The 26,683-nt window shown below is 59.1% G+C and carries 17 protein-coding genes and 3 tRNA genes; 9 read left to right on the top strand and 11 right to left on the bottom strand.

The genetic code is table 11. The annotated features are described in order from the left end of the window. Positions 1-34: 34 nt before the first annotated feature. The 6 genes from G518_RS0126880 to G518_RS0126855 all read left to right on the top strand — a co-directional run bounded on the left by G518_RS0126880 (position 35) and on the right by G518_RS0126855 (position 5,511). Positions 35-796, top strand: a complete 762-nt coding sequence (locus G518_RS0126880) for an SDR family NAD(P)-dependent oxidoreductase (protein ID WP_028605116.1) — start codon at positions 35-37, stop codon at positions 794-796. A 50-nt stretch (positions 797-846) separates the two neighbouring features. Next, a complete protein-coding gene (locus G518_RS0126875) occupies positions 847-1,812 on the top strand; it encodes a Bug family tripartite tricarboxylate transporter substrate binding protein (protein ID WP_051237451.1) in 966 nt (321 codons plus the stop codon). A gap of 92 nt (positions 1,813-1,904) precedes the next feature. Further along, positions 1,905-2,894: a Bug family tripartite tricarboxylate transporter substrate binding protein gene (locus G518_RS0126870; RefSeq protein ID WP_051237450.1), complete on the top strand. Its 990-nt coding sequence runs from the start codon at positions 1,905-1,907 to the stop codon at positions 2,892-2,894. Next, the gene (locus G518_RS0126865; protein ID WP_051237449.1) at positions 2,894-3,856 is read left to right on the top strand and encodes an NAD(P)-dependent oxidoreductase; all 963 of its coding nucleotides are present in this window, start codon (positions 2,894-2,896) and stop codon (positions 3,854-3,856) included. The genes G518_RS0126870 and G518_RS0126865 overlap by 1 nt, the downstream gene beginning before the upstream one ends. After that, on the top strand, positions 3,853-4,788 hold the full coding sequence (locus G518_RS0126860; protein ID WP_028605112.1) for a TRAP transporter substrate-binding protein: 936 nt from the start codon (positions 3,853-3,855) through the stop codon (positions 4,786-4,788). The genes G518_RS0126865 and G518_RS0126860 overlap by 4 nt, the downstream gene beginning before the upstream one ends. Positions 4,789-4,815: 27 nt before the next feature. Further along, on the top strand, positions 4,816-5,511 hold the full coding sequence (locus G518_RS0126855; protein WP_028605111.1) for a fumarylacetoacetate hydrolase family protein: 696 nt from the start codon (positions 4,816-4,818) through the stop codon (positions 5,509-5,511). Between the two features lie 184 nt (positions 5,512-5,695). On the opposite strand, the gene G518_RS0126850 is transcribed toward G518_RS0126855, so the two are convergent. Next, positions 5,696-5,771, bottom strand: a tRNA-Gly gene (locus tag G518_RS0126850). A gap of 140 nt (positions 5,772-5,911) precedes the next feature. Further along, positions 5,912-7,339, bottom strand: coding sequence for an aminotransferase-like domain-containing protein (locus G518_RS0126845; protein WP_028605110.1), 1,428 nt, complete (start codon positions 7,337-7,339; stop codon positions 5,912-5,914). Positions 7,340-7,678: 339 nt separating this feature from the next. On the opposite strand from G518_RS0126845, the gene gabT reads away from it, so the two are divergent. Continuing rightward, positions 7,679-8,956, top strand: coding sequence for a 4-aminobutyrate--2-oxoglutarate transaminase (gene gabT / locus G518_RS0126840; RefSeq protein WP_245598142.1), 1,278 nt, complete (start codon positions 7,679-7,681; stop codon positions 8,954-8,956). Continuing rightward, the gene (locus G518_RS0126835; RefSeq protein WP_036596304.1) at positions 8,956-10,524 is read left to right on the top strand and encodes an acetolactate synthase large subunit; all 1,569 of its coding nucleotides are present in this window, start codon (positions 8,956-8,958) and stop codon (positions 10,522-10,524) included. The genes gabT and G518_RS0126835 overlap by 1 nt, the downstream gene beginning before the upstream one ends. Before the next feature lie 147 nt (positions 10,525-10,671). Here G518_RS0126835 and G518_RS0126830 read toward each other — a convergent pair whose 3' ends face one another. Next, positions 10,672-11,631 (bottom strand): alpha/beta hydrolase, encoded by a 960-nt coding sequence (locus G518_RS0126830; RefSeq protein ID WP_028605107.1) that lies wholly within the window; start codon positions 11,629-11,631, stop codon positions 10,672-10,674. Positions 11,632-11,681: 50 nt separating this feature from the next. After that, positions 11,682-12,686, bottom strand: a complete 1,005-nt coding sequence (locus tag G518_RS0126825) for a Bug family tripartite tricarboxylate transporter substrate binding protein (RefSeq protein ID WP_028605106.1) — start codon at positions 12,684-12,686, stop codon at positions 11,682-11,684. Positions 12,687-12,846: 160 nt separating this feature from the next. Here G518_RS0126825 and pdxR point away from each other — a divergent pair, with 160 nt between their 5' ends. Continuing rightward, positions 12,847-14,325, top strand: a complete 1,479-nt coding sequence (gene pdxR / locus G518_RS0126820) for a MocR-like pyridoxine biosynthesis transcription factor PdxR (RefSeq protein ID WP_245598141.1) — start codon at positions 12,847-12,849, stop codon at positions 14,323-14,325. A gap of 263 nt (positions 14,326-14,588) precedes the next feature. Here pdxR and G518_RS0126815 read toward each other — a convergent pair. The 7 genes from G518_RS0126815 to G518_RS38810 form a co-directional block, all read right to left on the bottom strand. After that, positions 14,589-14,664: transfer RNA gene (locus G518_RS0126815), tRNA-Gly, on the bottom strand. A gap of 98 nt (positions 14,665-14,762) precedes the next feature. Then, positions 14,763-17,189, bottom strand: coding sequence for an endopeptidase La (gene lon / locus G518_RS0126810; protein WP_028605104.1), 2,427 nt, complete (start codon positions 17,187-17,189; stop codon positions 14,763-14,765). A gap of 227 nt (positions 17,190-17,416) precedes the next feature. Then, a complete protein-coding gene (gene clpX / locus G518_RS0126805) occupies positions 17,417-18,679 on the bottom strand; it encodes an ATP-dependent Clp protease ATP-binding subunit ClpX (protein WP_028605103.1) in 1,263 nt (420 codons plus the stop codon). Between the two features lie 234 nt (positions 18,680-18,913). Beyond that, positions 18,914-19,522, bottom strand: a complete 609-nt coding sequence (gene clpP / locus G518_RS0126795; protein WP_028605102.1) for an ATP-dependent Clp endopeptidase proteolytic subunit ClpP — start codon at positions 19,520-19,522, stop codon at positions 18,914-18,916. Between the two features lie 159 nt (positions 19,523-19,681). Continuing rightward, positions 19,682-20,995 (bottom strand): trigger factor, encoded by a 1,314-nt coding sequence (gene tig / locus G518_RS0126790; RefSeq protein ID WP_028605101.1) that lies wholly within the window; start codon positions 20,993-20,995, stop codon positions 19,682-19,684. 32 nt (positions 20,996-21,027) lie between these two features. Continuing rightward, positions 21,028-21,114, bottom strand: a tRNA-Leu gene (locus G518_RS0126785). A gap of 140 nt (positions 21,115-21,254) precedes the next feature. Continuing rightward, positions 21,255-26,441 carry a two-partner secretion domain-containing protein gene (locus G518_RS38810; protein WP_084652308.1) on the bottom strand — a complete coding sequence of 1,729 codons (5,187 nt, stop codon included), beginning with the start codon at positions 26,439-26,441 and terminating at the stop codon, positions 21,255-21,257. Between the last annotated feature and the right edge of the window lie 242 nt (positions 26,442-26,683).

Genomic DNA, 26,683 nt, shown 5'->3' with positions numbered 1-26,683 from the left:
GCACAGACACTTCCACTGGAACCCGGAAAGCGTGATGCCGCAGTACCCCGAACTATCCGGTCGCAGCGTCGTGGTTACCGGCGCCGCCGGCGGCATCGGTGCCGCAGCAGCGCAGGCTTTCGCAGCGCAGGGCGCGCACGTCTTTCTCCTGGACATCGATGGTGAGCGTGTGCGCGAGATCGCTGCCGGTCTGCAAACTGGCGCTAGCGCCGCAGGCTTGGCTGTGGACATCACGGACGAGGCGGCTGTTATTGCGACATTCGCCGAGATCGCCGCAGCCAGCCACGGTATCGATGTGCTGGTCAACTGCGCCGGCGGCTACAAGAAGCTGCTCACTGTGGAGCAGATGGACATCGCCGAATGGGACGCCACGGTAGCGCTCAACCTGCGCAGCGTGTTCCTTTGCTGCCGCGCCGCCATCCCGGCCCTGAAGGCATCAAAGGCCGGGCGCATCATCAACGTGACGTCCATCTCGGGCCGGACAGTACATGCGGCCTCATCCCCGGCATACGGCGCTGCCAAAGCCGGCGTCACCCAGCTGACGCGCTTTCTCGCGTACGAGTTGGGCCCGCATGGCGTGACCGCCAACACCATCGCCCCGCTCACCACGCTGACCCCGCGCGTGGCTGCCCTGCGCACCGCCGAGGACGTGGAGCGTATCGCCTCGCAAGTGCCGCTGCGCCGGCTGGCGCAGGTGGATGACCACGTCGCCGCCATGCTGTATTTGGCATCCGACGGCGCCGGCTTCGTAACCGGCGTCAACCTTGACACCAATGGTGGCCGCGTGATGCTCTGAGAAGGCCACACGCCCTGCCCCGAGAACAAAAAATCGAAGGAGACATCTTCATGGCATCTCTGCTGACGCGCATCGCGCGCACTACCACCCTGTGCCTCACTATGGCCACCTTACCGCCCGCATGGGCTGCCGGGGAGACCGTGACTGTGGTCACGCCGCTGGCCGTAGGAAGCGCCTCAGACGTCGCACTGCGCATCGTCACGGATAAGCTGGCCACAGCGCTAAGCCAGCCTATCGTGATCGAAAACCAGACCGGCGCGTCCGGCGCCATTGGGGCAGAAAAGGTAGCCCGCGCCACGCCAGACGGAAACACCCTGTGCGGCTGCAACAACGCCATCCTCGGCGTGCTGCCGCACCTGCGCAAAGTGCCCTTCGATCCAGTCAAGAGCTTCAAGCCGGTTGGCATGGTGGCGGTGCTGCCCACCGCGCTGGTTGTGAACCCCTCTCTGCCGGTGAACAGCGTGCAGGAACTGATCGCCTACGTGAAGGCGAACCCGGGCAAGGTGAGCTATGCAAGCGGCGGCGTCGGCAGCGCCCAGCACATTGCCATGAGCATGCTCGAAGTGGCCACCGGCACCAAAATGCTGCACGTGCCCTACAAAGGTGCCAGCCCGGCCGCAGTGGGTGTGGCCGGCGGCGAGGTGCAGGTCATGTTCAACGCCATTGGCACCGTGCTGCCCCTGGTGAAGGCCGGCAAGCTGCGCGCTATCGCCGTAGCTGGTGCCCAGCGCACGCCTGTGATGGCGGATGTCCCCACCGTGGCTGAGCAGGGCGTGCCGGGCTACGACTATGCCTCCTGGATAGGCATCGTCGCGCCGGCCGCTACGCCGGACGACGTGGTCAACCGCATCGCCGGAGAACTGACCAAAGTGCTACGCAACCCCGACACGGTCAAGCGCCTGGCCGACAACGGCATCGATCCTTCCGTCATGACGCCCACCCAGATGCGTGACTACATGGCGAAAGACCACGCCCGCATGGCCAAGGTTGTGGCAGACGCCGGCATGAAGGAATGACACAGGCAGCGCTTTGGTGCGAGGAGCGCTTCGCTCGCCCGAAATAAGCATTCAACCCGGCCGTTCAACAAAACTATTCAACAGAGACAAACATGCACATTCCCTTCACCCGATCACGCCGCAGCATTCTGGTGGCCCCCCTGTTGTTGGTGCTTGCTGCGCCTGTCGCAGTTCAAGCACAGGCCAGCTACCCAAGCAAACCGATCCAGGTGATCGTTCCCTTGCAAGCCGGCAGTGCGGCCGATGTGGGTACCCGCGTCGTCCTGGCCAAGGTTGGCGAGAACATGGGTGCCAGCTTCGCCGTCGAGAATCAGCCCGGTGCCTCAGGGCTGGTCGGCGCTGACCGCATCGCTCGCGCCGCACCTGACGGCTATGTACTGGGTGGCATCACAGATAGCGTGCTGAACTACGCCGTCAACCTGGCCGCCAAAACCAGCTTCGACCCCCTGAACGACTTCGAACCGGTCAGCCGCATGGCCAACATCGCCTGGGTGTTGGTGGCCAATAACAACGCCGCCAAGAACGTGACAGAACTGGTGGCGCAAGCCCGGGCTCAACCGCGCAAACTGGACTACGCCTCCGGTGGCAACGGCAGCCCGCATCATGTTGCAATGGAGCTGTTTTCCTCCGCCAACAAATTGCAGTTGACGCACGTGCCCTACAAAGGCGCCACACAAGCCACAGTGGACGTGGCTGGCGGGCAAGTGCCATTGATGTTCTCCGCGATCTCGGTGGCCCTGCCCCTGATCAAAGACGGAAAGCTGCGCCCGCTGGCCCAACCGGCAGAGCGCCGATCCAGCCTCTTGCCCGACGTGCCCACCTTCACCGAAGCCGGCATGCCAGCCTTCAACTTCTCAACCTGGCTCGGCCTCTATGCGCCCAAGGGAACGCCCAAAGCCATCGTCGATCGACTCAATGCGGAGGTGGCACGCGCCCTGGCAGACCCGGGTGTGCGCGATCGCCTGCTGGGGTTGGGCCTGGATCCTGTAGCTTCCACACCGGCACAACTGGGTGAACTCACTCGCACAGGCCATGCCCGCATCGGCAAAGCGATTCGCGATGCCGGCATCAAGGCGGAGTGATGCAAGCCAGGACCGCATCAACCGCGGCACCTCCGGCCACGCCTGAGACGGCCTTACGGATCGGCATTGTCGGCTTGGGTCTGATGGGCACGGCTTGTGCCACTCGCCTGGGAGGTGCCGGCCTGTCGCTGGCTGGCTATGACGTCGATCCGGCCCGCCGGGCGGCTTTTACCGGTCCTGGTCGTGTCGCCGCCGCGGAACTGGCCGACCTGGTCACCTGCGACGTGGTCGTGCTGGCGGTATTCGACACCACACAGGTTGAGCAGGTAGTGGAAGGCGATAGCGGCTTGCTGAATGCAGCACAGAAGGCCGGCCGCAAGCCCGTGGTCTTGTGCGTGAGCACGTGCGATCCGGACCGGATGGCCGCGCTGGCGCAGCGCTGCGCCGCAGCCGGCCTGCCCTTTGCCGAAATGCCCATCTCAGGCACCAGTGGAACATTGGCGCGTGGCGAGGCTGTCGGGCTAGTAGCAGGCGCCGAGGCAGACTTGCAGCGCGCGACTCCAGTTCTGGATGCGCTATGCTCATCAAGGCACATCCTCGGCCCCGTGGGCAACGGCAGTCGCGCCAAGCTGGCAGTGAACCTGGTACTAGGGCTGAACCGCAGCGCGTTGGCAGAAGGCCTCGTTTTTGCCAGTGAACTGGGATTGGATCCTGAGCGCTTCCTCGATGTGCTGATTGGTTCAGCCGCATATTCGCGGGTGATGCAGGTCAAAGGCCGAATGATGGCCACGCGCCAGTTCGAGCCACTACAAGGCAAGGTCGACCAAAGCCTGAAGGATTTCCGCCTTATTCTGGAGCAAGCCGCAGTCCGCGGGCAGGCACTGCCTTTTGCCAACATTTACGCCGATTTGCTTGAAGGCTGTGTCGCCCGGGGCGACTCAGCCCGAGATAATTCGTTTATCGTAGAAGCCATTGCCCGCTGCCGCACCACCAGCATCAGCCCATCCGAAGACCCAGCATGAAAACCACCTTCTACTTGGCGGGTTATCAGGGAAGTGCCTCCATCCTCACGGCGGCGCTCACCACGCTCGCGCGCCGGCTGGACGGCTCCACCGTGGGTACCCCTCACCTGGTGCCCGATGTGACCGCGCTGGGCGAAAGTGCTGCTTCGCTGTTCGCCTCGCTTGAAAACGGCGAGCGGCACATCGGCTACATGGCCTCGGGCTACCTGTCGGCCCGCGTACCCGAACTGGCCGTTCTCGACCTGCCCTTTTCCGTACAGGACCGCGCAGCCGCGCTAGCCGCACTGGACGGCGAGGCCGGCAACCTGCTGCGAAATGCGGTAGCGAAGCAGAGCGGGTTGCACGTGCTGGGGTTCTGGGACAACGGCTTTCGCCACATCTCCAATGCGGTGCGCTCTATCACCGCGCCCGAAGATTGCCAGGGCCTGGTGATCCGCACACTCGATAGCGAGTTGTACCGCCGCTCCCTCTCGGCCCTGGGCTTCAAGGCGATCACAACCGACGTGAAAGACCTGGTGCGCGTCGTCCAAGACCGCACAGTGGACGCACAGGAAAACCCCTTGACGAATCTGCTCACGTTCGAGCTGTGGAAACACCACCCTCACGTGAGCCTGACCGGCCACTTCTTTGGCGTTCTGCTACTGGTGTGCCCACGCAGCTGGTACGAAAGGCTCAACCCGGCACAGCGTGAGACACTCCAGCAGGCCGTGAACGAAGCGACCGTCCAGCAACGCGCCAGCGCCGCCGAGCAAGATGCATCGGCGCTGACCCGCTTGCAATCGCTCGGCGTGCACGTCAAGGGCATGGAGGCCCTGGACATGGCCGGCCTGCAGCAGGCCACCGCAGAAGTACGTCAACACTCACTTTCGCAATTGCCGCCAGAACTGGTGCAGGCCTACCTGCCCACAATGTTGCACGCATCCATCAACTGATTTCTGTCCTTAAGTAACTTCACCACCATGAGCTACCTTTTTTCCCCCACTCCCACCACCGGCGTTCCCATCGTCGGCCAAAGCGAATTGTTCCCCGTACACCGCGTGTATTGCGTTGGCCGCAACTACGAGGACCACGCCAAGGAAATGGGTTTCACAGGCCGCGAGCCTCCGTTCTTCTTTCTCAAGCCGGCAGATACGGTGCTGGTAGTCCCCGCGGGCGAAACTGGCCAAATGCCCTACCCGTCACTGACGAAGAACCTGCACCATGAAATCGAGTTGGTCGTCGCCATCGGCAAGGGTGGCAAGAACATCAAAGCCGCCGACGCAATGTCGCACGTGTACGGTTATGCGGTCGGCCTGGACATGACACGGCGCGATCTGCAAAACGACATGAAAAAGCAAGGCCGCCCATGGTGCATAGGCAAGGGCTTTGATCTGAGCGCGCCCATCGGCCCGATCACTCCAGCGCAAGCCGCGGGTGACATCGTCAACGCAGAAATTTCCATCACCGTCAACGGCAGCGACCGCCAGCACAGCCACATTCACAAGCTCATCTGGAACATCTCGGAAACCATCGAACACCTCTCCAGCGCTTGGGAGCTGCAGCCGGGCGATCTGATCTACACCGGTACACCTGAGGGCGTAGCCGCCGTGGTGACAGGCGACACCATGGAAGGACGCATCACCGGCCTGACCGACCTGCGCGTGAAGATGGTCTGACGGCTGGGAGCGCCCAAGAAAAAACGCGTTGGTCCGTGGGATCAACGCGTTTTTTTAATGAAGTATTAGGTTTCGAGGGATGGAGAGCCCGAATCGGTTAACTCTTCTGAAATGAAAAAAGGAGCCGAAGCTCCTTATTTTCAACAACTTACAGTCGATCTATAGACGACTGTAAATCATAAATTGGAGCGGGAAACGAGACTCGAACTCGCGACCTCAACCTTGGCAAGGTTGCGCTCTACCAACTGAGCTATTCCCGCATGTACTTCGAAGATCCACTAGAGACATCTGAAGCATTTAACAACTGTGTTTAGCAGTTGAGCCCTCAATTATAGCCTTATTTTTTGCATCGTCTTTTGGCTTTTCTAAATTTCGTCTTAGGCTATACCCACATTGGCTTTTAGTCAGGCAGATCTGAGGGCTTGGCGCCATGCCGGACCAGGGTCTCTGCCAGAAAAGAAAATATCCGCTCGTCATCGCAGTACGCCGGATTGAATCGCATCCAGTTCGTAGTTTCCAAGGAAGTGGAGTACAGGTGGCCTGGCCCCATCATGATGCCGTATTCAGCCGCTTCGGCAGAAATCACATCGGAGTCCGGCAGGTCAGGATGATGGGCCCACAAGAACAGCCCTGCACCCGGTTGTGCAAACAGGTTGAAGCCCATGTCCAGCAGGCGTTCTGCCGTTCTACTGTGAGCCTCTGCCAGTCGCCCCTGCAAAGACTTCAGATGTTTACGCCAGCGTCCATCCATAAGAACGTGATGCGTGATGCGCTCGCTGATCTCGGAAGACGTGAGTCCGGACATCATCTTCAATTGGGCGAAGTCCTCAACGAGGTCTGCACTGCCCAGCAAGTACCCTACCCTCAGATTAGGTGAGAGCGCTTTGGAGAAGCTGCGGATGTGTATCACCCGATGGAGTTGATCGAGGTTGGCGAAAGACTGGCGCGCCACAGGATCGAGATCCGCGTAGATGTCGTTTTCCACCAGGAGCATGTCATTCCGCTCTATCAGATTCAGCACGCGATGCATCTGAGCGAGGCTGGCGACAGAGCCAGTCGGGCTGTGCAGACGAGGTTGTGTCACGAAAATCTTCGGGTGGTGCTCAGCGACCAATCTCTCCAGTGCGCCCAAGTCGTAACCGTCGGGCGTGCGAGGAACCCCCAGGAGTCGTGCACCCAGAAAGCGAAGAGAAAACAGCTGATTTGCATACCCTGGATCGTCTACCAACACCGCATCACCTGGCTTGATCAGGCTTCGCACCACAAGGTCCAGCGCCTGGCTGGAGCCCTGTGTCAACAATATTTGTTCCAGGGAAACCGATATTCCCTGCTCCGACATGAACTCACGAATCACCTGCCGCAAGGGCTTGTATCCCTGCGGGTCGCCGTACCCACCAAAGTCTCCACCATCCGCCGCTAATGCCCGCATTCCACGCTGCAGCCCCTCCTTGAAAAGCCACCCCTCCGGGATCCAGCCACACCCGGGCTTCAGCGCAAGGTCCCGATTCTCGAATACCTCGCGCAAGCACCACATGGCGTCGAAAGGTGCCCAGCGCCTTACTCCGTTGCTGGCAGTCGACGTATCAACGGACGCCATCCGCCTTACAAAAAAACCAGTGTTAGCACGAGACACCAAGTGTCCCTGCGCCACCAGCCTGTCGTAGGCATCTGCCACTGTGAAGACACTGACCGAATGCGTCTTGGCAAACTGCCGGATGGAAGGAAGTTTGGCCCCCAAGCGAAGTTTTCCCTGCTCGATCAAGCCAGTGAAGTGCGTGACGATCTGCTGAACCAACGGAACGTTGCTATGGGGCTGCAGTGCAAACATGGAAATGATGCCGTGAAGAGTTGCTGAAAGGAACGCTGGAACCGCAGTAGCTCTTGAATGGTCCATGCCCACCGGACGCGCGCCACTTGCAAATCCGACCTTCGTCGAACGGACTAGGGCTTGCAAGTTGCCAAGGAAAGATGAGATCGAAAAATTGTACAGGTCTGCCCACCAGTACAGGCTTAGCGCATGCGAGCCCTTTCTGTACCTGTCGCACCGTGCGAGGGCAGGGGAAAATGCCTTTGAACACCCCTGGTGCAAACCGCCGCACACGCCATCCATACTTTTCCGAACGTCGCCTTCATGCTCCAAGCCCACACTTCCTCCAACGCAAGCCTCATGTCCCGCCGCAATCAGGCCATTCCTCGCGGCGTGGGCAATATCCATGAGGTATTCATCGCCCGTGGCGACAACGCAGAAGTCTGGGATGTTGAAGGCAAGCGCTATATCGATTTTGCTGGTGGCATTGCGGTGCTCAATACGGGACATCGCCATCCACGTGTGGTGGAGGCCGTTCAGGACCAGTTGGAACGTTACACCCACACCTGCTTTCAGGTCATCGCCTATGAGCCGTACGTGGAGCTTGCCGAGCGGCTCAACAGTCTGGCGCCCGGCCAAGCTCCCAAGAAGACCTTGCTGCTGACTACAGGCGCCGAAGCCGTGGAGAATGCGGTGAAAATCGCACGCGCCTATACAGGGCGCCCGGCAGTGATCGCTTTCGGCGGCGGATACCACGGCCGTACCCTGTTGACGATGGGACTGACGGGCAAGGTCATGCCCTACAAGAAAGGATTCGGGCCCTTTCCTGCCAGCATCTTTCACGCCTTGTTTCCGAATCCGCTGCACGGCGTGACGGTGGATGCTGCCATTAACTCGGTGGAATGGCTGTTCAAGAATGACGTGGAAGCCTCTCAGGTCGCAGCCATCATCGTCGAGCCCGTGCAAGGTGAAGGTGGTTTCTACATCGCACCGCCAGAATTCCTTCAGCGTCTGCGCGCTCTTTGCGACACCCACGGCATCCTGCTGATTGCCGACGAAGTGCAAACAGGCGCTGGCCGCACAGGGACCTGGTTTGCGATCGAACACGCGGGCGTAGAGCCTGACCTCATCACGGTGGCCAAATCCTTAGCGGGCGGATTTCCGCTTTCTGCAGTGATAGGGCGCGCCGACATCATGGACGCGCCACACGTAGGCGGCCTGGGTGGCACTTACGCTGGCAGTCCACTTGCATGCGCCGCTGCACTGGCTGTGATGGATGCCTTTGAAGCGCAAGAACTGTTGGCCCGTAGCCAGGCAATTGGCAAGCACTTCACGAAACGCCTGCAGGCGATGGCCGTTCGGCATCCCATCATCGGCGACGTGCGAGGCCTGGGCGCTATGGTGGCGATTGAGCTGTTCCAACCGGGTGATCCCGGGCGCCCCGCTGCGGAGGCCACCGGCTTTATCGTGGCAGAGGCCTGCCGGCGAGGGCTCATTGCAATCAGTTGCGGGACCTACGGCAACGTATTGCGCTTTCTGGTCCCACTCACAGTGTCAGACGCTCTGCTCGATGAAGGCCTGGAAATTCTCGCGCAATGTTTCGACGCCCTCGCCGGCGCCTGCCTGGAAGCTGCCTGATGGAAACGCCTTCACTATCCACTGGCGCCGACCTGCTGGTCCGTACGCTTTTGGCGGCCGACATTGATACGTGTTTCGCCAATCCAGGCACGTCCGAAATGCATCTGGTCGCCGCCATTGATCGGGCGCCCGGCATGCGGGCCGTACTGGGTCTGTTCGAGGGCGTGGTTACGGGTGCGGCCGATGGCTATGCGCGTCTGACTGAAAAGCCTGCAGCGACATTGCTGCACCTGGGCCCTGGCTTGGCTAATGGGTTGGCTAATCTGCACAACGCGCGCAAAGCAGGAACCCCGGTGCTCAACGTGGTGGGTGATCACGCCGTGCGCCACCTGCAATACGACGCGCCGCTCGCCTCCGATATCGACTCACTTGCTGGAGCCATGTCGCATTGGGTGGGTCGCGCCCAAACGCCTGACGCCGTCGCTACCCGCACGGCTGAAGCTATCGCGGCCACACAGGGCACACCGGGCCACATCGCGACACTGATATTGCCCGCAGATTCAGCCTGGGGACTTACTACAACCTCGCCGGCCTTGTGCCGAAATGCGGAGGTGAAGGAGCCAGCGGCAATCGATATCGAAACCGCCGGCGCTGCACTGCGGAAATACGGCAGCCGCGCGTTGCTGTTGCTGGGCGGTAAAGCACTCCGCGCGAGATCCATAGCGGAGGCGTTCGCGGTCGCCGAAGCCTCAGGCTGCCGCGTGGCCGCTCCAGGAAGCAATGCACGCATGGAGCGCGGCGGCGGGCTACCCGAAGTGCCTCGCATTCCGTATCCGGTAGATGCTGCACTTGCATTCCTGGCGGAAGTGGATTGCATCGTCCTCATGGGCGCGCCCACACCCGTCGCCTTCTTCGCTTATCCCGACAAGCCCAGCGTGCTGATTCCCGAAAGGTGCCGCGTCGTGAAAGCGGTCGCACCCGGCGTAGATCCCCAGACAGCGATGGCCGCGCTCGCTTCCTTCTGCGCCCCCCGAGGCCAACAACTCCGACGCGCACCACAAGAAGCTGTGATCGCCCCATCCGGCCCATTGACCGCCGACTCTATCGCGCAGGCGCTGGCGCATACGCTACCAGAAAATGCCATCGTCGTGGACGAGTCCGTCACATCCGGGCGAAGCATCTATGCCACGATGTCCAGATCAGGCCCTTTCACGCTGCTAGGCAACATGGGTGGCTCCATTGGCTTTGGAATGCCGGTGGCCCTGGGTGCAGCAGTGGCATGCCCGGATCGGCGCGTACTGGCGATGGTGGGGGACGGGAGCGCTTTCTATACTGAGCAAGCCCTGTGGTCACTCGCCCGTGAATCCGCAAATGCCACTGTCGTGATTTTCGCCAACCACAACTACGCCATTCTCCAAGGGGAATGGCGCAACACCGGCGCAGGCCCTAGCGGGAAAGCCGCGCGCGACATGCTGACCCTGGATCGACCACGCGCCGACTGGGTGTCGATAGCACGCGGACACGGTGTGGAGGCCGAGCGCGTCGTCGATGCCGCCGCACTCACTCAAGCGCTTGCGCGCTCGTATGCCAGCTCAGGTCCGCGCCTGATTGAAGTGTTGATGGCCTAAGAGTGTGTTCATGAGCTTTTCGGGCGCCGGGCATCCGGGGTCGCGAAAAAATCATGGACATGTTCGAAGCCCCCTCCCGAAAAGATGCTTGCTCTTGCTCAGCCCCGGCTCGTTATCTCAAGCGCGGCGCCGAGCGAGCGCCGCAGCTTACCAAGAAGTAGTTTGCGGTATCGGGAGGTCCAGCGCGTTACGGATGTCCGCACACATGCTCTCGAATTCAGCCTGCGCCACCTTGCTCCAGCGCCGCGCGCGCACGAAACCATGGACCATGCCAGGTGCAGAACGCAGCGTGGCGCGCACACCGGCTGCCTGCAGCTTGTCCACATAGATCACGCCGTCGTCGTGCAGCGGATCAAGCTCGGCTACAAGCACATATGCCGGCGGCAGGCCAGCGAGCGAAGCATGGCGCAGCGGACTGGAATAGGCATCTGGCACAGCGTCGCCCAGGAAGGCGCGCTGCGCGAACTCAACGCCTGCAGGCTTGAGAAACAGATCCTCGGTATTGTTGCGAAAGCTCGCTGTATCCGGCCCTGCGCCAAGGCCCGGGTAGATCAGGGTCTGATGCGCAATGGCCGGACCTCCTCGGTCGCGCGCGAGCAATGTGCACGCGGCGGCCAGCGATCCCCCCGCGCTGTCACCTGCCACGGCGATTCGCGATGCGTCTATGCCCAGACGCTGCGCCTGCGCCACTGCCCAGCAGAGCGCTGCATAGCAGTCTTCAGTGGGCGCAGGGTAAGGATTCTCCGGAGCGCGGCGGTAATGCACGCTGAGCACCATGGCACCCGTATTGTGAGCAATGCTGGCGCTGATGAAGTCGTGCGACTGAGGGCTTCCAGCTACATAACTGCCACCGTGAAAAAACAGGATGGCTGGCAACAGCCCGCTTGCGCGCGGCCGGTGCACCAGCACGGGAACTTCACGGCCCTGCAGCGTGATGTACATCTGCGAAGACTCAAGCTCCGGCGGATGGGGCTCGGCCGTCAGTTTGGCGTACTGCTCGGCACGCCAGCGGCGCTCCTCCACCGTCAGGCCGCCGGTGGCGGCATAACGACTCATTTCTCGCGTGACGAAGTCGAAGAAAGCGACTATCTCGGGATCACATGGCATGGAGTGCTCAATTGGAGGTGAGTGATGAGTAAAACGACGCAGCTTGAGATTCAGCGGCCAACCAGGTCCATGGCCTTGACGATGGGAACCCAGCGCCGGTTTTCCTCATGGAAATAGCGCTCGCCCTGGGCGACCGGCGCCGGTGTGGCGACGAAGCCAAGCTCGTCGAACCGCGACTGCAGGCCTGGGTCTGCCAACGTAGCCGTGACGGCTGCGTTGAGTTGCGCAATGATCTCCGGTGGAGTGCCCTTACGCACCATGACTGCTTGCCAAGGTTCGAGGTTGTATTTGACACGATCGGCCAAGCCGGCCTCAGCCACTGTGGGCAGTTGCGGCATGGCCGGAGAGCGCTTGTCGGAAAAGACCGCCAACGGCCGAACCACTCCGGCGCGCATCTCGGAAGAGCCACTTGTCTGCACCATGAAGGCAATACGCCCGCCACGCAGGTCCGTGTAGGCATTCACGCTGTTGCGGTAAGGAACATGGACGGCCTTGGCGCCAATGGAGTCAACGAAATTTTGCGCGAGGATATGTCCCGAAGTCCCATTGCCAGCGGACGCGAAATCGTACTTCCCCGGGTTGTTACGCAAAAGGTCCGCCAACCCGCGCAGGTCCTTGACCGGAAGATCGTTGTTGACCACCATGACCAGCGGCATCTTGGACAACAGCGATGCGACGGTGAAATCCTTCATTGGGTCGAACGGCATGGTCTCCACAGCGCCCTGCATCAGGATGTGGGTAGTCAACCCACCCAGCAACAGTGTGTAGCCGTCAGCAGGAGCCCGGGCCACATAGGTGCATCCAATCATGCCACCTGCACCACTGCGGTTGTCGACAACCACGGTCTGACCCAACTGCTTCGACATGCGCTCCGCCACGAGTCTTGCGGTAATGTCGAACGGACCCCCTGCACCATATGGAACAACGAAATTGACCGTGCGCGTGGGAAATGTGGCTGCCCGCGCGACAGACGTCACGGCCAAAGCGCCTGCCCCGCCCACACCAACGGCAAGACCAGCGCGAAGCAAGCGTCTGCGGTGCAAGGATATGGTCATTTCGAAATCTCCGATATAGCAATAATGATGAGAAACAGGTTCTTCCGTACCATGGACGCGAGGCATTGGCGTGCGTCTATCGACGTGTTGGCACCATTGAAACCCCGAAGGGCAGCAATGCCTGGTACCAATCGACGCAATTTGATGGGTCCATTGAAACATGCAAGCGTTATTGGTTGATCTCATCAGGCTGCGCATGCCAGAAGGCCCCGCGCCCATGCACCGGAGGCTGTATGAATGCCTGCGCAGCGCCATACAAGAAGGTGTTTTGGTTGCAGACTCCTTGCTTCCCCCATCACGCGTGCTGGCGAGTGAACTGGGGATCGCCCGGAACACGGTCCTGGCAGCCTATCGACAGTTGCAATTGGAGGCTTACGTCGGCTCCAGACAAGGCATTGGTACGCGGGTAAAGCAGTTGGCGCCCGAACGCACGGCCCGAGCGATCGCGTTTCCATCAGGCACCGAGCCCTATAAGTCAGATGCCCTTTCCGCCCGGGGAACGCAGATCGTCGCCATGCCCCGCGCCTCGGCAACCCAATGGAGCGCCTTCATGCCCGGGGTGCCAGACGTGTCGCGGTTCCCCGAACGGCTATGGACGCGTCTGCGAAATGCGTGCTGGCGCAGCCATCGATCAGAGGAACTTTGCTATGGCTACGGGGGGCTTGCACAACTGCGCCAAGCCCTATCCCTCCATCTAACGGCCACACGCTCAGTTAACTGCACACCGGAGCAGGTATTGGTCACTGACGGGGCACATCAGGCCATCGACCTCATCACTCGTCTACTCGGTGACGTGGGAGACATTGCCTGGATGGAAAACCCTGGCTATTGGGGCGCGCGCGCCATTCTGGAGGCCAATGGCATCCGGCAGGTTCCTGTCGAGGTAGATGCTCACGGCATGCGCTGCCTGGAACCGGCTGCTGGAGAAGCGCCGCGTTTTCTTTTCGTGACACCATCGCATCAATACCCCCTTGGCTCTGTCATGCCCGTGCAACGCAGGCAAGAACTGCTCGCTCTTGCGCACCGCCACGGAAGCTGGGTCATCGAAGATGACTACGATGGGGAGTTCCGATTTTCCGGCAACCCTGTCCCTGCCATGCAGGGGTTGGCAGCAGGAAGCAGGGTGATCTATGTAGGCACCTTTAGCAAAACCTTGTATCCAGGCCTTCGCATGGCGTACATGGTGGTGCCGCTGGAACTAGTGGCCAGCTTTCGGGCTGCCCATGCCGAACTCTATCGCGAGGGACGGCTCATGACACAGGCCACACTGGCCCAGTTCATAGCTCAGGGCCACTTTGCCTCGCACATACGTGCTATGAGGACACTGTATGCGCAGCGGCGGGAGATGCTGGCCCATCTCATTGAAAGGCGCCTGGGCAGAGACTGGATGGTGCGTGGTGAAGATGAAGCCGGCCTGCATCTGGTCATGCGATTTCCCATTCCTTTGCAAGACACTGTAGTTGCGCGGGAGGCTCTTGCACGCGGAATCCATGTCAAAGCGCTTTCCACCTATTTTGCGCCCGGCACAACCGCACAACAGGGGCTTGTTTTGGGATACGCCTGCGTGCAAGAGGCTGACATGGTGACGAAATTCGAAGCACTGTTGAGCGCCTTGCGGGCAACCGATCGAACAACCTGAGGCCCCGCAGCACAAAGCGAACGCTATTCCACTTCAGGGAGAGATATCAGTGGTGAAACTACCGCTCTTAAACGCAAGGTTCTAGCGCTAGGCGTTGAATTGAAAGGCTTGGCAATGCTTCAAACCGCTGGCAACCGCCGGCTTTCATTGGCATTTCTCCGGCGTCCTTCAGGTTCTCGGGACTGACGCAGGCATAAAAAAAGGAGCCGAAGCTCCTTTTTTTTGCACTCCACGGGTCTCTGTGGACACACATGGAAAAATACTGGAGCGGGAAACGAGACTCGAACTCGCGACCTCAACCTTGGCAAGGTTGCGCTCTACCAACTGAGCTATTCCCGCATTGCAAGCCTTGCAGTATAGCCTTTTTTTCCCCGGCTTCTGGCAAGTGCCGTAGAAATTTTTCAAAAATTTCTACGGCTGCTTCGTCATTAACTCACTCAATGTTTAACGGCCGAGCCCCTGGTGGCTTTTTTCTCCACCACGGGCGCTGGCTCTGCCGCAGCGGCAACTTCCTCATCCGTCAGAGGAACTGGTTGGCGCTCCAGAGCGACTTCAAGCACCTTGTCGATCCACTTGACAGGAATGATCTCAAGACCTTCCTTCACATTGGCTGGAATCTCCTGAAGGTCCTTCACATTCTCTTCAGGGATGATCACCTTCTTGATGCCACCGCGCAGTGCCGCCAACAGCTTTTCCTTCAGACCACCAATCGCGGTCACTTCACCACGCAAGGTGATTTCACCTGTCATCGCCACATCGCCGCGCACAGGAATTCCTGTAAGAGCCGAAACGATGGCGGTAGCCATGGCCGCACCAGCACTCGGGCCGTCTTTTGGAGTCGCTCCATCTGGCACGTGAATGTGGATGTCTCGCTTCTCGAACACTTCATCCTTGATACCCATGACACGGGCACGCGAGCGCACGACGGTGCGAGCGGCTTCCACCGACTCTTTCATCACATCGCCCAACTGACCAGTGCGCTGCACGACGCCCTTACCGGGCATCATGGCCGCCTCGATGGTCAGCAGATCGCCACCAACTTCAGTCCACGCGAGTCCGACAACCTGGCCCACCTGGTTTTGCTGTTCGGCACGGCCATAGTTGAATTTCCGTACGCCGAGGTAATCATTCAGATTTTCCGCGGTGACGTTCACTTCGGGCTTCAATTGCCCCAGCTGCAAACCCTTCACGACCTTGCGGCAGATCTTCGAGAGTTCACGCTCGAGCGAACGAACACCCGCTTCACGCGTGTAATAGCGCACGATGTCGCGCACCGCTGCGTCGTCAACCTTGAGCTCACCTTCTTTCAAGCCGTTGTTCTTCAACTGCTTGGGCAACAAGTACTTGATCGCAATGTTGGTCTTTTCATCTTCGGTGTAACCCGACAGGCGAATAACCTCCATGCGGTCGAGCAAGGCCGGCGGAATGTTCATGGAGTTCGAAGTAGCGACAAACATCACGTCGCTCAAGTCGAAATCCACTTCAACGTAATGATCGCCAAAGGTGTGGTTTTGCTCGGGGTCGAGCACTTCAAGCAATGCGCTTGAAGGATCCCCGCGGAAATCCATACCTAGTTTGTCAATCTCATCCAGCAGGAACAAAGGATTGCGCGTGCCTACCTTGTTCAGGCTCTGCAGCACCTTACCCGGCATGGCGCCGATGTAGGTGCGACGATGGCCGCGAATTTCGGCCTCGTCACGCATGCCGCCCAGTGCCATGCGCACGTACTTTCTACCCGTGGCTTTCGCGACGGATTGGCCGAGCGAGGTCTTGCCGACGCCAGGTGGGCCCACCAGGCACAGGATTGGCGCCTTCACCTTGTCTACGCGTTGTTGAACAGCAAGATACTCAAGGATGCGGTCCTTGACCTTTTCCAGGCCGTAATGGTCTTCGTTCAGCACTTGTTCCGCATAGGCCAGATCGTGCTTGATCTTGGTTTTCTTGGCCCAAGGCAGGCCGACCAGGACATCAATGTAGTTCCGCACCACTGTGGCCTCAGCCGACATGGGCGACATCAACTTCAACTTCTTGAATTCACTGTCTGCCTTCTTGCGTGCCTCTTTGGGCATGCGGGCGGCCTTGATCTTTTTCTCGATCTCCTCGATGTCCGCGCCCTCTTCGCCCTCGCCAAGCTCCTTCTGGATCGCCTTGACTTGTTCGTTGAGGTAGAAATCGCGCTGGTTCTTTTCCATCTGGCGCTTCACGCGGCCACGGATTTTCTTATCGACATTGAGAATGTCGACTTCGCGCTCGAGTTGCTCAAAAAGGTTTTCCAGGCGTGCCTTGACATCGGCCAGGTCGAGCACGAATTGCTTGCTCTCCAGCTTGAGCGGCAGATGGGCAGCAATGGTGTCTGCAAGACGACCTGGCTCATCAATGCTGGCGATGGACGTCAGGATCTCTGGCGGGATTTTTTTATTCAGTTTGACGTATTGGTCGAACTGCTGCATGACGGCGCGTCGCAAAGCCTCCACCTCACTGCTGTCCTGCTCACTGGCTGGCTCCAGCGGAGTGACCGTGGCAATGAAGTGCGATTCGCCGTCTTCGATATGCGTGACGGTAGCGCGCTGTTGGCCTTCGACCAGCACCTTCACGGTGCCATCAGGCAATTTCAGCATCTGCAATATGGTGGATACGCAGCCGACCTCAAACATGTCGGAGACCGCAGGCTCATCCTTGGCGGCGGTCTTTTGCGCCACGAGCATGATCCGCCTATCGGCGGCCATGGCAGTCTCGAGCGCCTTGATGCTCTTGGGGCGTCCCACGAAGAGTGGGATCACCATATGCGGAAAAACCACCACGTCGCGCAATGGCAGCAGGGGTAGGTCAATCGGCGTGGCAGGCAGTGGCGTAGTTCCAGACATGGAAAATCCTCAAGGTTGTCAGCCAGATATGGCAGCGCAAGTCACATTTTCAACCCTTGAGCGGGTTGACGCCGGAAATGGCGCGTAAAGCCTTGCAATTTTGATGCCCTCCTTCACGAAAGTGAGGCCAGGACAGGGAGCCGACAACTGATTGACGGCAAAGCAGCCCGGCCTCCCCACCCTTGCCCGCTCATCATAGGGTGAGTTCGGGCGAGGACAGGAACCGCTCAGGCCTTTTTTGCGGCTTCGCGGTAGACCAGCAAGGGGGGCTGGCTTTCTTCTATGGTGTTCTCATCGACCACCACTTTCGCCACATTGCTGGCATTGGGCAAATCGAACATGGTGTCGATCAGCGCTTGCTCCAGGATGGAACGAAGGCCGCGGGCACCTGTTTTCCGCGCCAGCGCCTTACGGGCGATAGCATTCAGTGCAGAGGGACGAATCTCAAGCTCGACACCCTCCATAGCAAAAAGGCGCCCAAATTGCTTGACCAGCGCATTCTTAGGTTCGGTAAGAATCTGAACCAGTGCATCCTCGGACAGCTCAGCCAGAGTAGCGACCACAGGCATGCGGCCAACCAGCTCAGGAATGAGGCCGAACTTGATCAGGTCTTCTGGCTCAATCTCGGTGAAAACTTCGGAAATGGAGCGCTGGCGCTTGCTCTTGACCGTGGCACCGAATCCAATGCCTGAAGCCTCGGTACGCGCTTCAATCACTTTTTCCAACCCAGCGAACGCGCCGCCGCAGATGAAAAGAATGTTGGTGGTGTCGATCTGCAGGAAATCCTGATTTGGATGCTTGCGTCCGCCTTGCGGAGGCACGCTGGCCAAAGTGCCTTCGATCAGCTTGAGCAGCGCCTGCTGCACGCCTTCGCCTGACACATCTCGTGTGATGCTGGGGTTGTCCGCCTTACGGCTGATCTTGTCGATTTCGTCGATGTAGACGATGCCGCGCTGAGCTCGTTCCGCGTCATAGTTACAGCTTTGCAGCAGCTTGCTGATGATGTTCTCGACATCCTCGCCCACATAGCCGGCCTCGGTCAGCGTAGTGGCATCTGCCATAACGAAAGGCACGTCCAGCTGACGCGCCAGCGTTTGTGCCAACAAGGTTTTGCCGGAACCGGTGGGGCCTATCAGCAGAATGTTGCTCTTGGCCAGTTCGACATCGCCGCCCTTGGCATCTTCCTTGTGCTTGAGCCGCTTGTAATGGTTGTAGACCGCGACCGCCAGCGTACGCTTGGCACGCTCCTGACCAATGACGTAGCTATCAAGGTTGTGCTTGATATCGCCCGGCGTCGGCAAATCGCTTCGGGACTCAGGCTCCGTGGTCGCAGGAAGCTCGTCGCGAATGATGTCGTTGCACAGATCTATGCACTCGTCGCAGATGAACACCGACGGTCCGGCAATCAGCTTCTTGACTTCGTGCTGACTCTTGCCACAAAACGAACAGTACAGAGTCTTCTCACTGGAAGAGCCTTTTTTATCGGCCATTGAATGACAGTTTGATGATGGATGGCCGCATGATACCGAATGCTTTGTGGCCAGAAAGGGAAACGCCGTTGCCCGAAAGCAACGGCACTACCCACTTAACTAACACCTGCCTGCACATTGGCGGCGAATTGAGGGCGCCACCAAGCTCTTTCCAAAACAGATCGCCTCCCTCTCGGAAGGTGCACGGCGTATGGGCAGCAGGCCATGCGCAGCAGAGCAACCGTCCGGGTAATTTTAGGGCCGCTGGGCAATGACTTGGTCGATGAGACCGTAGTCTTTCGCCTCGTCGGCGGTCATGAAATAGTCACGCTCGGTGTCGCGCTGAACTTTCTCCAGCGATTGGCCAGTCCGCTCTGCGAGGATACGGTTCATCTGATCTTTGGTGCGAAGGATGTCTCGCGCGTGAATTTCGATGTCCGTCGCCTGTCCACGAGCGCCACCCAGCACTTGGTGAATCATGATCTTGCTGTTGGGCAGCGAGTAGCGCTTGCCCTTGGCGCCTGCGGCGAGAAGGAACGCGCCCATGCTCGCAGCAAAGCCGAGACACATGGTGGAGACATCAGGCTTGATGAACTGCATGGTGTCGAAAATGGACATACCAGCGGTCACGCTGCCACCGGGAGAGTTGATGTAGAGAGAGATTTCCTTGTCAGGATTCTCGCTTTCCAGGAACAAAAGCTGCGCCACCACCAGGTTAGCTGTTTGGTCATTGACCTCGCCAACGAGGAAAATGACCCGCTCTTTCAGCAGGCGGGAATAGATGTCATAGGACCGCTCCCCGCGGCCCGATTGCTCGACCACCATGGGAATCAAGCCGAGATTGCTGGTTTCAAGTACGTTCATGAAAACTCCGTTGGTTCTGTTCAAAGCAAATGGGGCTTGAAGCCCCAGGCTCAAGCCCCATGATGTCAACAGCTTTGGCCATTGGACACAATCTACCGAAATTCAACTAGATGGCCGAGCGTTATTGCATGGCAATCACGCAGCGGCCATCCCGTGGTTTCAGCCTTGCTGACCCATTAGATCGTCGAAGCTCAACTTCTTGTCTTCCACCTTGGCGTGAGCCAAGACGTGTTCGGTCACGTTGTTTTCGATCACCAGCGCTTCCACGTCAGCCAGACGACTGTTGTCAGCGTAGTAGTAACGCACGACTTCCTCTGGTTTCTCATAGCTGGAAGCCATTTCCTCGATGTGAGCCTTGAGTTGCTCAGGCGTGGCTTGCAGGTTGTTGGCGCGCACCAACTCTGACACCACCAGGCCCAGACGCACACGACGCTCAGCTTGAGGACGGAAAATTTCTTCAGGAATAGGCGCTTTTTCAGCGTCTTTAATGCCGCGCGCCTTCAGGTCTGCACGGGTGCTTTCCACCATGCGGCCCAGCTCAGCTTGCACGCTGGCCTTAGGCAGATCCAACTCAGCCTTGGCGGCGAGTGCATCCATCACGGCTTGTTTGTTGCGAGCGGCAATGCGGAACTTCACCTCACGCTCAAGGTTTTTCCGGATATCAGCGCGCAACGCGTCCACAGTGCCTTCTTTGACGCCAAGCGCTTTGGCCAGTGCCTCATTGACCTCAGGCAAATGGCCTGCTTCGATCTTGTGCACGGTAACCATGAAATCGGCGGTCTTGCCAGCGACTTCCTTGCCTTGATAGTCTTCGGGGAATGCCAGCGGAAAAGTCTTGCTCTCGCCCACTTTCATGCCGCGCACGGCGTTTTCGAACTCGGGCAACATCTGGCCTTCGCCGATCAGGAACGAGAAATCGCTCGCTTTGCCGCCATCGAAGGGCTCACCGTCAATCTTGCCGGTGAAATCAACCGTGGCGCGGTCGCCATCTTCAGCTGCAGCATCTTTGGCGCGCTGAGCGAAGGTGCGGCGCTGCTTACGCAGGATGTCGATGGTGCGATCAATGGCTTCGTCTCCCACGTCTGCCGAGACGCGCTCAACTTCAGCAGTAGCCAGATCACCGAGTTTCACCTCAGGAAACACCTCAAACACGGCGTCAAACGCCATTTCGCCCTCTGGAGCGGAGTCTTTTTCGGTGATGGTGGGCTGGCCGGCAACGCGCAATTTAGCTTCATTGGCTGCGTTGAAGAAGGCTTCGCCCACTTTGTCGTTCATGACTTCGTACTGGACCGAATAACCATAGCGCTGGGCAACCACGCTCATGGGCACTTTGCCTGGACGGAAGCCATCCATCTTCACAGTGCGTGCAAGCTTCTTCAGGCGCGCATCCACTTCGCCGCGAATTGTATCGACGGGCAAAGTCAGCGTCATCTTGCGCTCGAGCTTTTCAAGGGTTTCCACGTTCACTGCCATTATGTTTTCTCTCTCGAAAGAAATATGAGTTGTGGTGCGCGGGGGGGGACTCGAACCCCCACACCATTGCTGGCGTCAGGACCTAAACCTGGTGCGTCTACCAATTTCGCCACCCGCGCAATATGTCTCAAACGATGCGGGCGGCCTGCTCATGCATGACCACCCGGCTTTATGTAAATTGGCGAATCGAATATTTTAACCTGCATTGAGGCCTAGCCAGAACGCAAGATGCGTTTGAAGCTCAGATTGAGTAAAAAACTCAGCGCAACCCCAGCATTCCGGTCAATGCATCTATACCGAAAGGCCCCACAGCCCGGCATGCTCCTTGTGCACTCCAACAGTTCGCCGCGAGGACGTTTCCGCTCTCTTGTGCCTGAGTCAGGCGCCCATCGGCGAAAGCGCCCCACTCGGCCACGAGTCGCAAGGGGACAGCGGCAGCGATCGCCCACCCCAGGGTGGCATGCTCGGCCAAAACTTGGCTGGGATCTGCCGGCGGAGGTTGAAAACGTATGCCCCTCTCGTATGACGGATCTCTGCTCAGTACAGCAAGTTGCTCTGCACCTGCACTCTGACTTACTTGCGTGAAAACAATGGCGCCTGGTGCGATGGCGCTTCTGGCACGCATCGTTTGTCGGCCGCCCTCGGATTGAGGAACGCCAGGATACGCACTCACACCCCGCCCAAGGTTGCTTGGGGAGGCGTCGCTGTACCCGATGTAGCCGTCCATGGTCACCGCGTAGGAATCGTTGGCAGTGGTGATGTCCTGCGTTTCGAGTGACCCGGTGGTCAAGCGATTGCTGGACGCAGGCGCTTGGCTGTCAATCAGCCCCCCGACGAGCCGAGTCACGCCACCCACTTCCATATCGAAGCCACCTTGCCCAGCAAAAATGCCACTCGGTTTGCTCACGATCGCATGATCAAGCTGCGCCTCACCTCGGGCACCGCTGATCCCTCCGTAGCTCATGCCGCCACCCGTTCCCAGAAACACATCTGCTGCAGTCTTGTCGGCCCTGCCGTTCGCGCTTTCCTGCGAGCTTTCAATCAGCAACTGATTTCCTGCAGCAACCGCTACCGACTCTGCCTCCAAGAGAGCACCACGCAACCCAATATTGCCAACACTTCGAACACTGAGTTTTTTCGCAGCGCTTACCTGGGTGAGGTGGGGGTGTTTTTTGCCTCTAGTGGCCGCATCTTCCGAGTAGTAAGCCCACCCGTCTACACCCAAAGAGGCCCCTGGGATGGCGCCAACTGAAAAGCCAAGGGCATGCTCTCGCGAGTCTTGGTGGTCATGGGCTTGGGCAGCGCCCAGTTCAATGTCGTGTGCAATTAAGTGCACCTGTCCGCCGTGAACAGCCGCTCCTGCGGAGTGCAGTTTCCCGGCGTGGGGATCAGCCTGCAGCTTGACCAAGCCACCGCCACTGATTTTGGCGATCTGCACAGTATCGTTCAGGCTCTGGTCCATGTGAGAGAAGTCATTCCATAGCACCCCCGTTCGAAGCCCACCGGTGAACCCTTTCCATTGCCTGACCGGGGCCGGAGTGGGAAGGCCTTGCTCATCCTTGCCGGAATAAAACATACCTCCCGCAATTCGCAGCCCCCGCAACGCTGCAAGCGAGTGCAACGCGGCCACACGCCCGCTAGGGGCATTGACGGCTAGCTTTGCATTGAGCCAGGCAGTACCCCCGATGCCTAGAAATCCGAACATCCCCACGCCGAGACCCAGGCCACGTTCACTGGTCTCACTTTCCTTGATTCGTCGGCTTGCATCCACCACCTCCAATAGTTGGATATCCCTGGCGCGCACGTCGATATCAGCGAAAGCCAGAAGATCGCTGGCGCCTTGGGTATAGCTGCCTTTCGCCTCGATGTTGACGCTACCGCCCAATGACCCCACGGTCGAGCGCTCTGCTTTCCCGCCGGTGGTTTGGCTCTCTTTAGAAAGGTCTCGCCAGCCCAAGGCAAGACTCGCTCCCGTTATAAAGAAGCCGCGCTTTTTGTCTTTGGATACATCGTCCTCGCTGTAGACGTTTTTCATGCCAACAATTTCAACGTCTCGACCAGCATGAACCTCCAGACTCTGCGTACTGCTCACGCTGGAGCCGCTGACCTTTGCGTCGCGACCAGTCTTCATCGAAACCCGGTGGCCTTCGATTTGAGACTCCTTGATGCTGCTGCCCGCACTGAGATGGTTCGAGGAGACACCGTGGCGAGCGAACCACCAGCCATGGCTCGCGTCACTGCCTCTTTCGTGGCGGAAACTGTTTGACACACCCTTGATATGAACGTCATGCCCCGCAACCAAGCTGGCTAGACCGAGCCGGGCGTCAACCAGGCTTCCGGCGATGCCAATGTCTTCATCCGCGATGAGCTGAACATGGTTGTCGGCAGAAAGACGGCTCTCCACAGGGGTTTGGCGAAATGTGCGCGTGTGCAGGAGATCCGCCCCCCTGGTAGTTCGAACAGAAAGTTCCTGCTGGGTCTCCGCGCTTTCGATACTGATATGGCGTGCGTTTAACTGAAGATCGTTCTCGCTGGCCATCAAGCTACCTGTGAACGTGAGCTGCTCCCCCGCGTTCAGGTGAGCTAAGCGTTTCGCGCGCAATTGGCTGCCGAGCAAGGTGCTCGCGCTTTGACTCCATAGGGAAGACTGTTCACCTTGGTCCGCGATGGCGCTCGCTTGCGTGCTGCGGTTTTCGAAGGCAGGGCCAATATCGATGTGACGATCCGCGCTTGCCATTAAGGTATCTCCAGCGGTGACGACAACGCCCTCGGTCAGCAGGTCTTGCCCTGCACGCAGATCAATACGTTCGGCGGAAAGCACGGTGGTGCGTGAAGCTATGTGAGCTTCCGCTTGGTCAATACCCAGGCTTTGGCTGAGCGGCTGCACCTCAGACTGCAATTGAATGTTGCGGCCTGCTTGGAGGTCTATCCGCGAGCCATAACCGGTAGGGCCGCTATCACCGGGACGGTTGAATTGGCCACCAGTGACAGCGATGTCTTGTGTCGCGCGCAGAACCGTTTCGTGCGCAGAGAGGGTGCCTCGGTGGCTTATGCGGTCGGCCTCCACGGTAAGGCTGCCCGTGGATATTGCGTCACCGTGCGCAAGCAGAGCGCCACTGTTGGTGAACGACTCACCGGGGGCTAAAACGCGGATATCGCTCGCGGCCAGCAGGCTGCCTTGAGTGTCCTTGGTAGCCGGAGCAAGCGGCACAGCCAGCCCAGAAAGCTCGCCATGCCCAGCGAAGTTCACGCTGGCAGCTGACGTCCACGGGAAAGCCTGACCGCCGTTTGGCTTGTCGGAATTAGGGAGCGAGGCAAAGCGATCTATTTTTGGCAGCTCACCCCATGGAGAAGGTTTTACCAAGAAGGTGTCTCGCGCTCCAATGGGATGCTTCATAGGCTTGGCATCCAACGGAAAAGTCTGCTCGGACACCAGCGAGGTGAGGAGCACAGGCTCATCCAGGCGTGGTTGAGCATCTCGAAATAGCGCAGCTTCTGACCACGAACGCTGAAGGCGACCGTGCGCAGTGACGGTGCGCCGGCCCTCGGTGGCGTGGTTACTAAAGCCCCGTGAGGAAAAGAATTGACCACCAGCGGCAACCAGGCTGTCCCGGTTGGTCCCTCCGGCAACGCTGATGGAACTGCCGGCAATCATCTGGCCCGGCTGGCTGGCAACCACACGGTCCTCGGTTATCTGATGCTGGTCAACGCTGTGCGAAAAGTAGCTCGCAGTACGACGCTTTTCCAGATCAGTATTGAATGCATCCAACTTCAGTTGCAGTTCGGCCAAGGCCTGGGTTCGGCGAGCCTCGACGGCCACTTCATAGTTGTCCGACGCAACGCAAACGTCCGTGCCCGGCAGCGACGCATGGGAATCAAGATCGCTAAAGTCAGGGGCTTTCACGCCAAAGCGTGCCCAGACAGGATCCGAATCCGCATACCGAGCGCCTGGAAATTTCTCCGCGCTGAGGTAAGCGTTTGGCAGCAGAACGGAATCGTAAGCTTCATGGCCAAACTGCTCGAAAGGGAATTGGGTGCTCGGCAACACCAGGTTTTGCTGCCGATCGAAGCGAACATCATCGGCTCGATGTGCATCTGCGGGAGCGAGCTCATCCGAGTAATACAACTCGTTGGGCGCGCTCGTGGAGGTTTCCCGCACTGTGCGAAAACCAGCGTTTTCATTGGTCAGGTGGCCAATGATTTTGATGTTGCCCCAGGCATGAACCGCCCCACCGACGTTATGCAGCGAGCCGTTGACCGTGAGATCCCCTGCACTAAACACAAGCGCGTCTGCGCGGTTGTGCACATTTCCGCTCAGCAGCAGGCTGCCAGCGGCACGCGCAGGATCTGCATCGACGCCGCGACGATCCGCCATAGCCGAGGTGCCACCAACGAGCGCCCCAGCGTTATCGATTTCCAGCGCCTGTACCGATAGCCCTTCGCCTGCGGCCACCAGGCCGCCATTGCGTAATACCTGCCCTGCCGAGATGTTCAGTTGAGCAGGTGACGCCACTTCGCCCGACACAGAAACGTCGCCACCGGCAGATGCCAAATTCACCCCCTGCTGGCCGTAGGCCTGATGAACGCGCAGATCACCATCGCTGCCGAGGCGCAGGCTCCCTTCGTGCGCAACCAAACGCCCTTCGCTATTGACACCCATCCCCCTCTCGGTGGCCAACATATAGATTTGCCCCGCGTACATGCCTCCCAGCTTGCCGATATCCACTGCAAATTTCGGCGCATCGCCGCCACCAGCCGCAAGGCTTTGCACCGCCGGAGCATCGCCGTAGTCCACCTGGTTAGCCCCGGCAATGGCATGAATTTTTTGGCTTTGCACAACTCCTTCGATCACGATGCCGCGAGCCAGCAAATCAAGCTGATGCAAGTCCCTTGCGTCCAGGCCGCCGTTGCCCACGCTCAAAACACCCTTTTCAATATGAAAGCCCAGAATGCTTCCGGTGCCGTTCCAAATAGGCAAGCCAGTTGTCAGCGTGGTTCGCCCCGCGTTCAGGAAGCCACAAGCATCGCAGTGGATTCCATTGGGGTTGGCCACAACGAGGTCGGCCCTAGGTCCGGCCACCTCCAGCGCGCCGCGTAGCGTGCTGGGTGAAGCGGACGTGACCTCATTCACGATGATGCGCGCAGGCTGCCCTCCCAGCTGCGGATTGCCAGCTACGCCGCCACCGAGCACTGTGGTGGTGCGCTGCGCGCTGTTATTCAGTATCAAACCCGCCGCTGGAACATTGAAGTGTTCGTACTGGTTGCGGCTGACACCTCCCGGGCTGGGCGGAGCGATGTGCATGACACCTACCCCGTTGCGAGCGAGATCAGGTATGGGGCTTGTCCCTTGCAGTGCTTGCGGCGAAGGAACCGTTTGAGCTGAAACGGGGAACTGGCCCAAGACCCAAAGTACGAGCACGGTTAGCGAAAGACTACGCCTTTGCATGATGCGAATTCGACCAAAAAATATAATTAATTAAGGTTAATAATGAGATTTATTCTCAATTAATAACATAACTATAGTTCTATTTTTTTGATTCGACAAGCGCAAAAATACCACGAGTCACTATGCTCGCTTTCGTTCCTTCAGTCTTCTTCCCAGGTGTAAGTTGCCTCGGGCCAACGACAGAACGCAGCAATAGCCGTTGCTACGCCGAGCGTTCCTCAGTCAAATGATCGGAATGGCAG

The organism is Ottowia thiooxydans DSM 14619 (genome assembly GCF_000422885.1).
Lineage (GTDB): Bacteria > Pseudomonadota > Gammaproteobacteria > Burkholderiales > Burkholderiaceae_C > Ottowia > Ottowia thiooxydans.
The sequence above is the reverse complement of the archived record's forward strand: the minus strand, read 5'-3'. Positions and strand labels throughout refer to the sequence as shown.

Excerpts from the sequence above, each read along its gene's own strand:
- G518_RS0126880 (WP_028605116.1), top strand. The coding sequence starts at position 35 with ATGCCGCAGTACCCCGAACTATCCGGTCGCAGCGTCGTGGTTACCGGC.
- G518_RS0126875 (WP_051237451.1), top strand. The coding sequence starts at position 847 with ATGGCATCTCTGCTGACGCGCATCGCGCGCACTACCACCCTGTGCCTC.
- G518_RS0126870 (WP_051237450.1), top strand. The coding sequence starts at position 1,905 with ATGCACATTCCCTTCACCCGATCACGCCGCAGCATTCTGGTGGCCCCC.
- G518_RS0126865 (WP_051237449.1), top strand. The coding sequence starts at position 2,894 with ATGCAAGCCAGGACCGCATCAACCGCGGCACCTCCGGCCACGCCTGAG.
- G518_RS0126860 (WP_028605112.1), top strand. The coding sequence starts at position 3,853 with ATGAAAACCACCTTCTACTTGGCGGGTTATCAGGGAAGTGCCTCCATC.
- G518_RS0126855 (WP_028605111.1), top strand. The coding sequence starts at position 4,816 with ATGAGCTACCTTTTTTCCCCCACTCCCACCACCGGCGTTCCCATCGTC.
- G518_RS0126845 (WP_028605110.1), bottom strand. The coding sequence starts at position 7,339 with ATGTTTGCACTGCAGCCCCATAGCAACGTTCCGTTGGTTCAGCAGATC.
- gabT (WP_245598142.1), top strand. The coding sequence starts at position 7,679 with ATGTCCCGCCGCAATCAGGCCATTCCTCGCGGCGTGGGCAATATCCAT.
- G518_RS0126835 (WP_036596304.1), top strand. The coding sequence starts at position 8,956 with ATGGAAACGCCTTCACTATCCACTGGCGCCGACCTGCTGGTCCGTACG.
- G518_RS0126830 (WP_028605107.1), bottom strand. The coding sequence starts at position 11,631 with ATGCCATGTGATCCCGAGATAGTCGCTTTCTTCGACTTCGTCACGCGA.
- G518_RS0126825 (WP_028605106.1), bottom strand. The coding sequence starts at position 12,686 with ATGACCATATCCTTGCACCGCAGACGCTTGCTTCGCGCTGGTCTTGCC.
- pdxR (WP_245598141.1), top strand. The coding sequence starts at position 12,847 with ATGCAAGCGTTATTGGTTGATCTCATCAGGCTGCGCATGCCAGAAGGC.
- lon (WP_028605104.1), bottom strand. The coding sequence starts at position 17,189 with ATGTCTGGAACTACGCCACTGCCTGCCACGCCGATTGACCTACCCCTG.
- clpX (WP_028605103.1), bottom strand. The coding sequence starts at position 18,679 with ATGGCCGATAAAAAAGGCTCTTCCAGTGAGAAGACTCTGTACTGTTCG.
- clpP (WP_028605102.1), bottom strand. The coding sequence starts at position 19,522 with ATGAACGTACTTGAAACCAGCAATCTCGGCTTGATTCCCATGGTGGTC.
- tig (WP_028605101.1), bottom strand. The coding sequence starts at position 20,995 with ATGGCAGTGAACGTGGAAACCCTTGAAAAGCTCGAGCGCAAGATGACG.
- G518_RS38810 (WP_084652308.1), bottom strand. The coding sequence starts at position 26,441 with ATGCAAAGGCGTAGTCTTTCGCTAACCGTGCTCGTACTTTGGGTCTTG.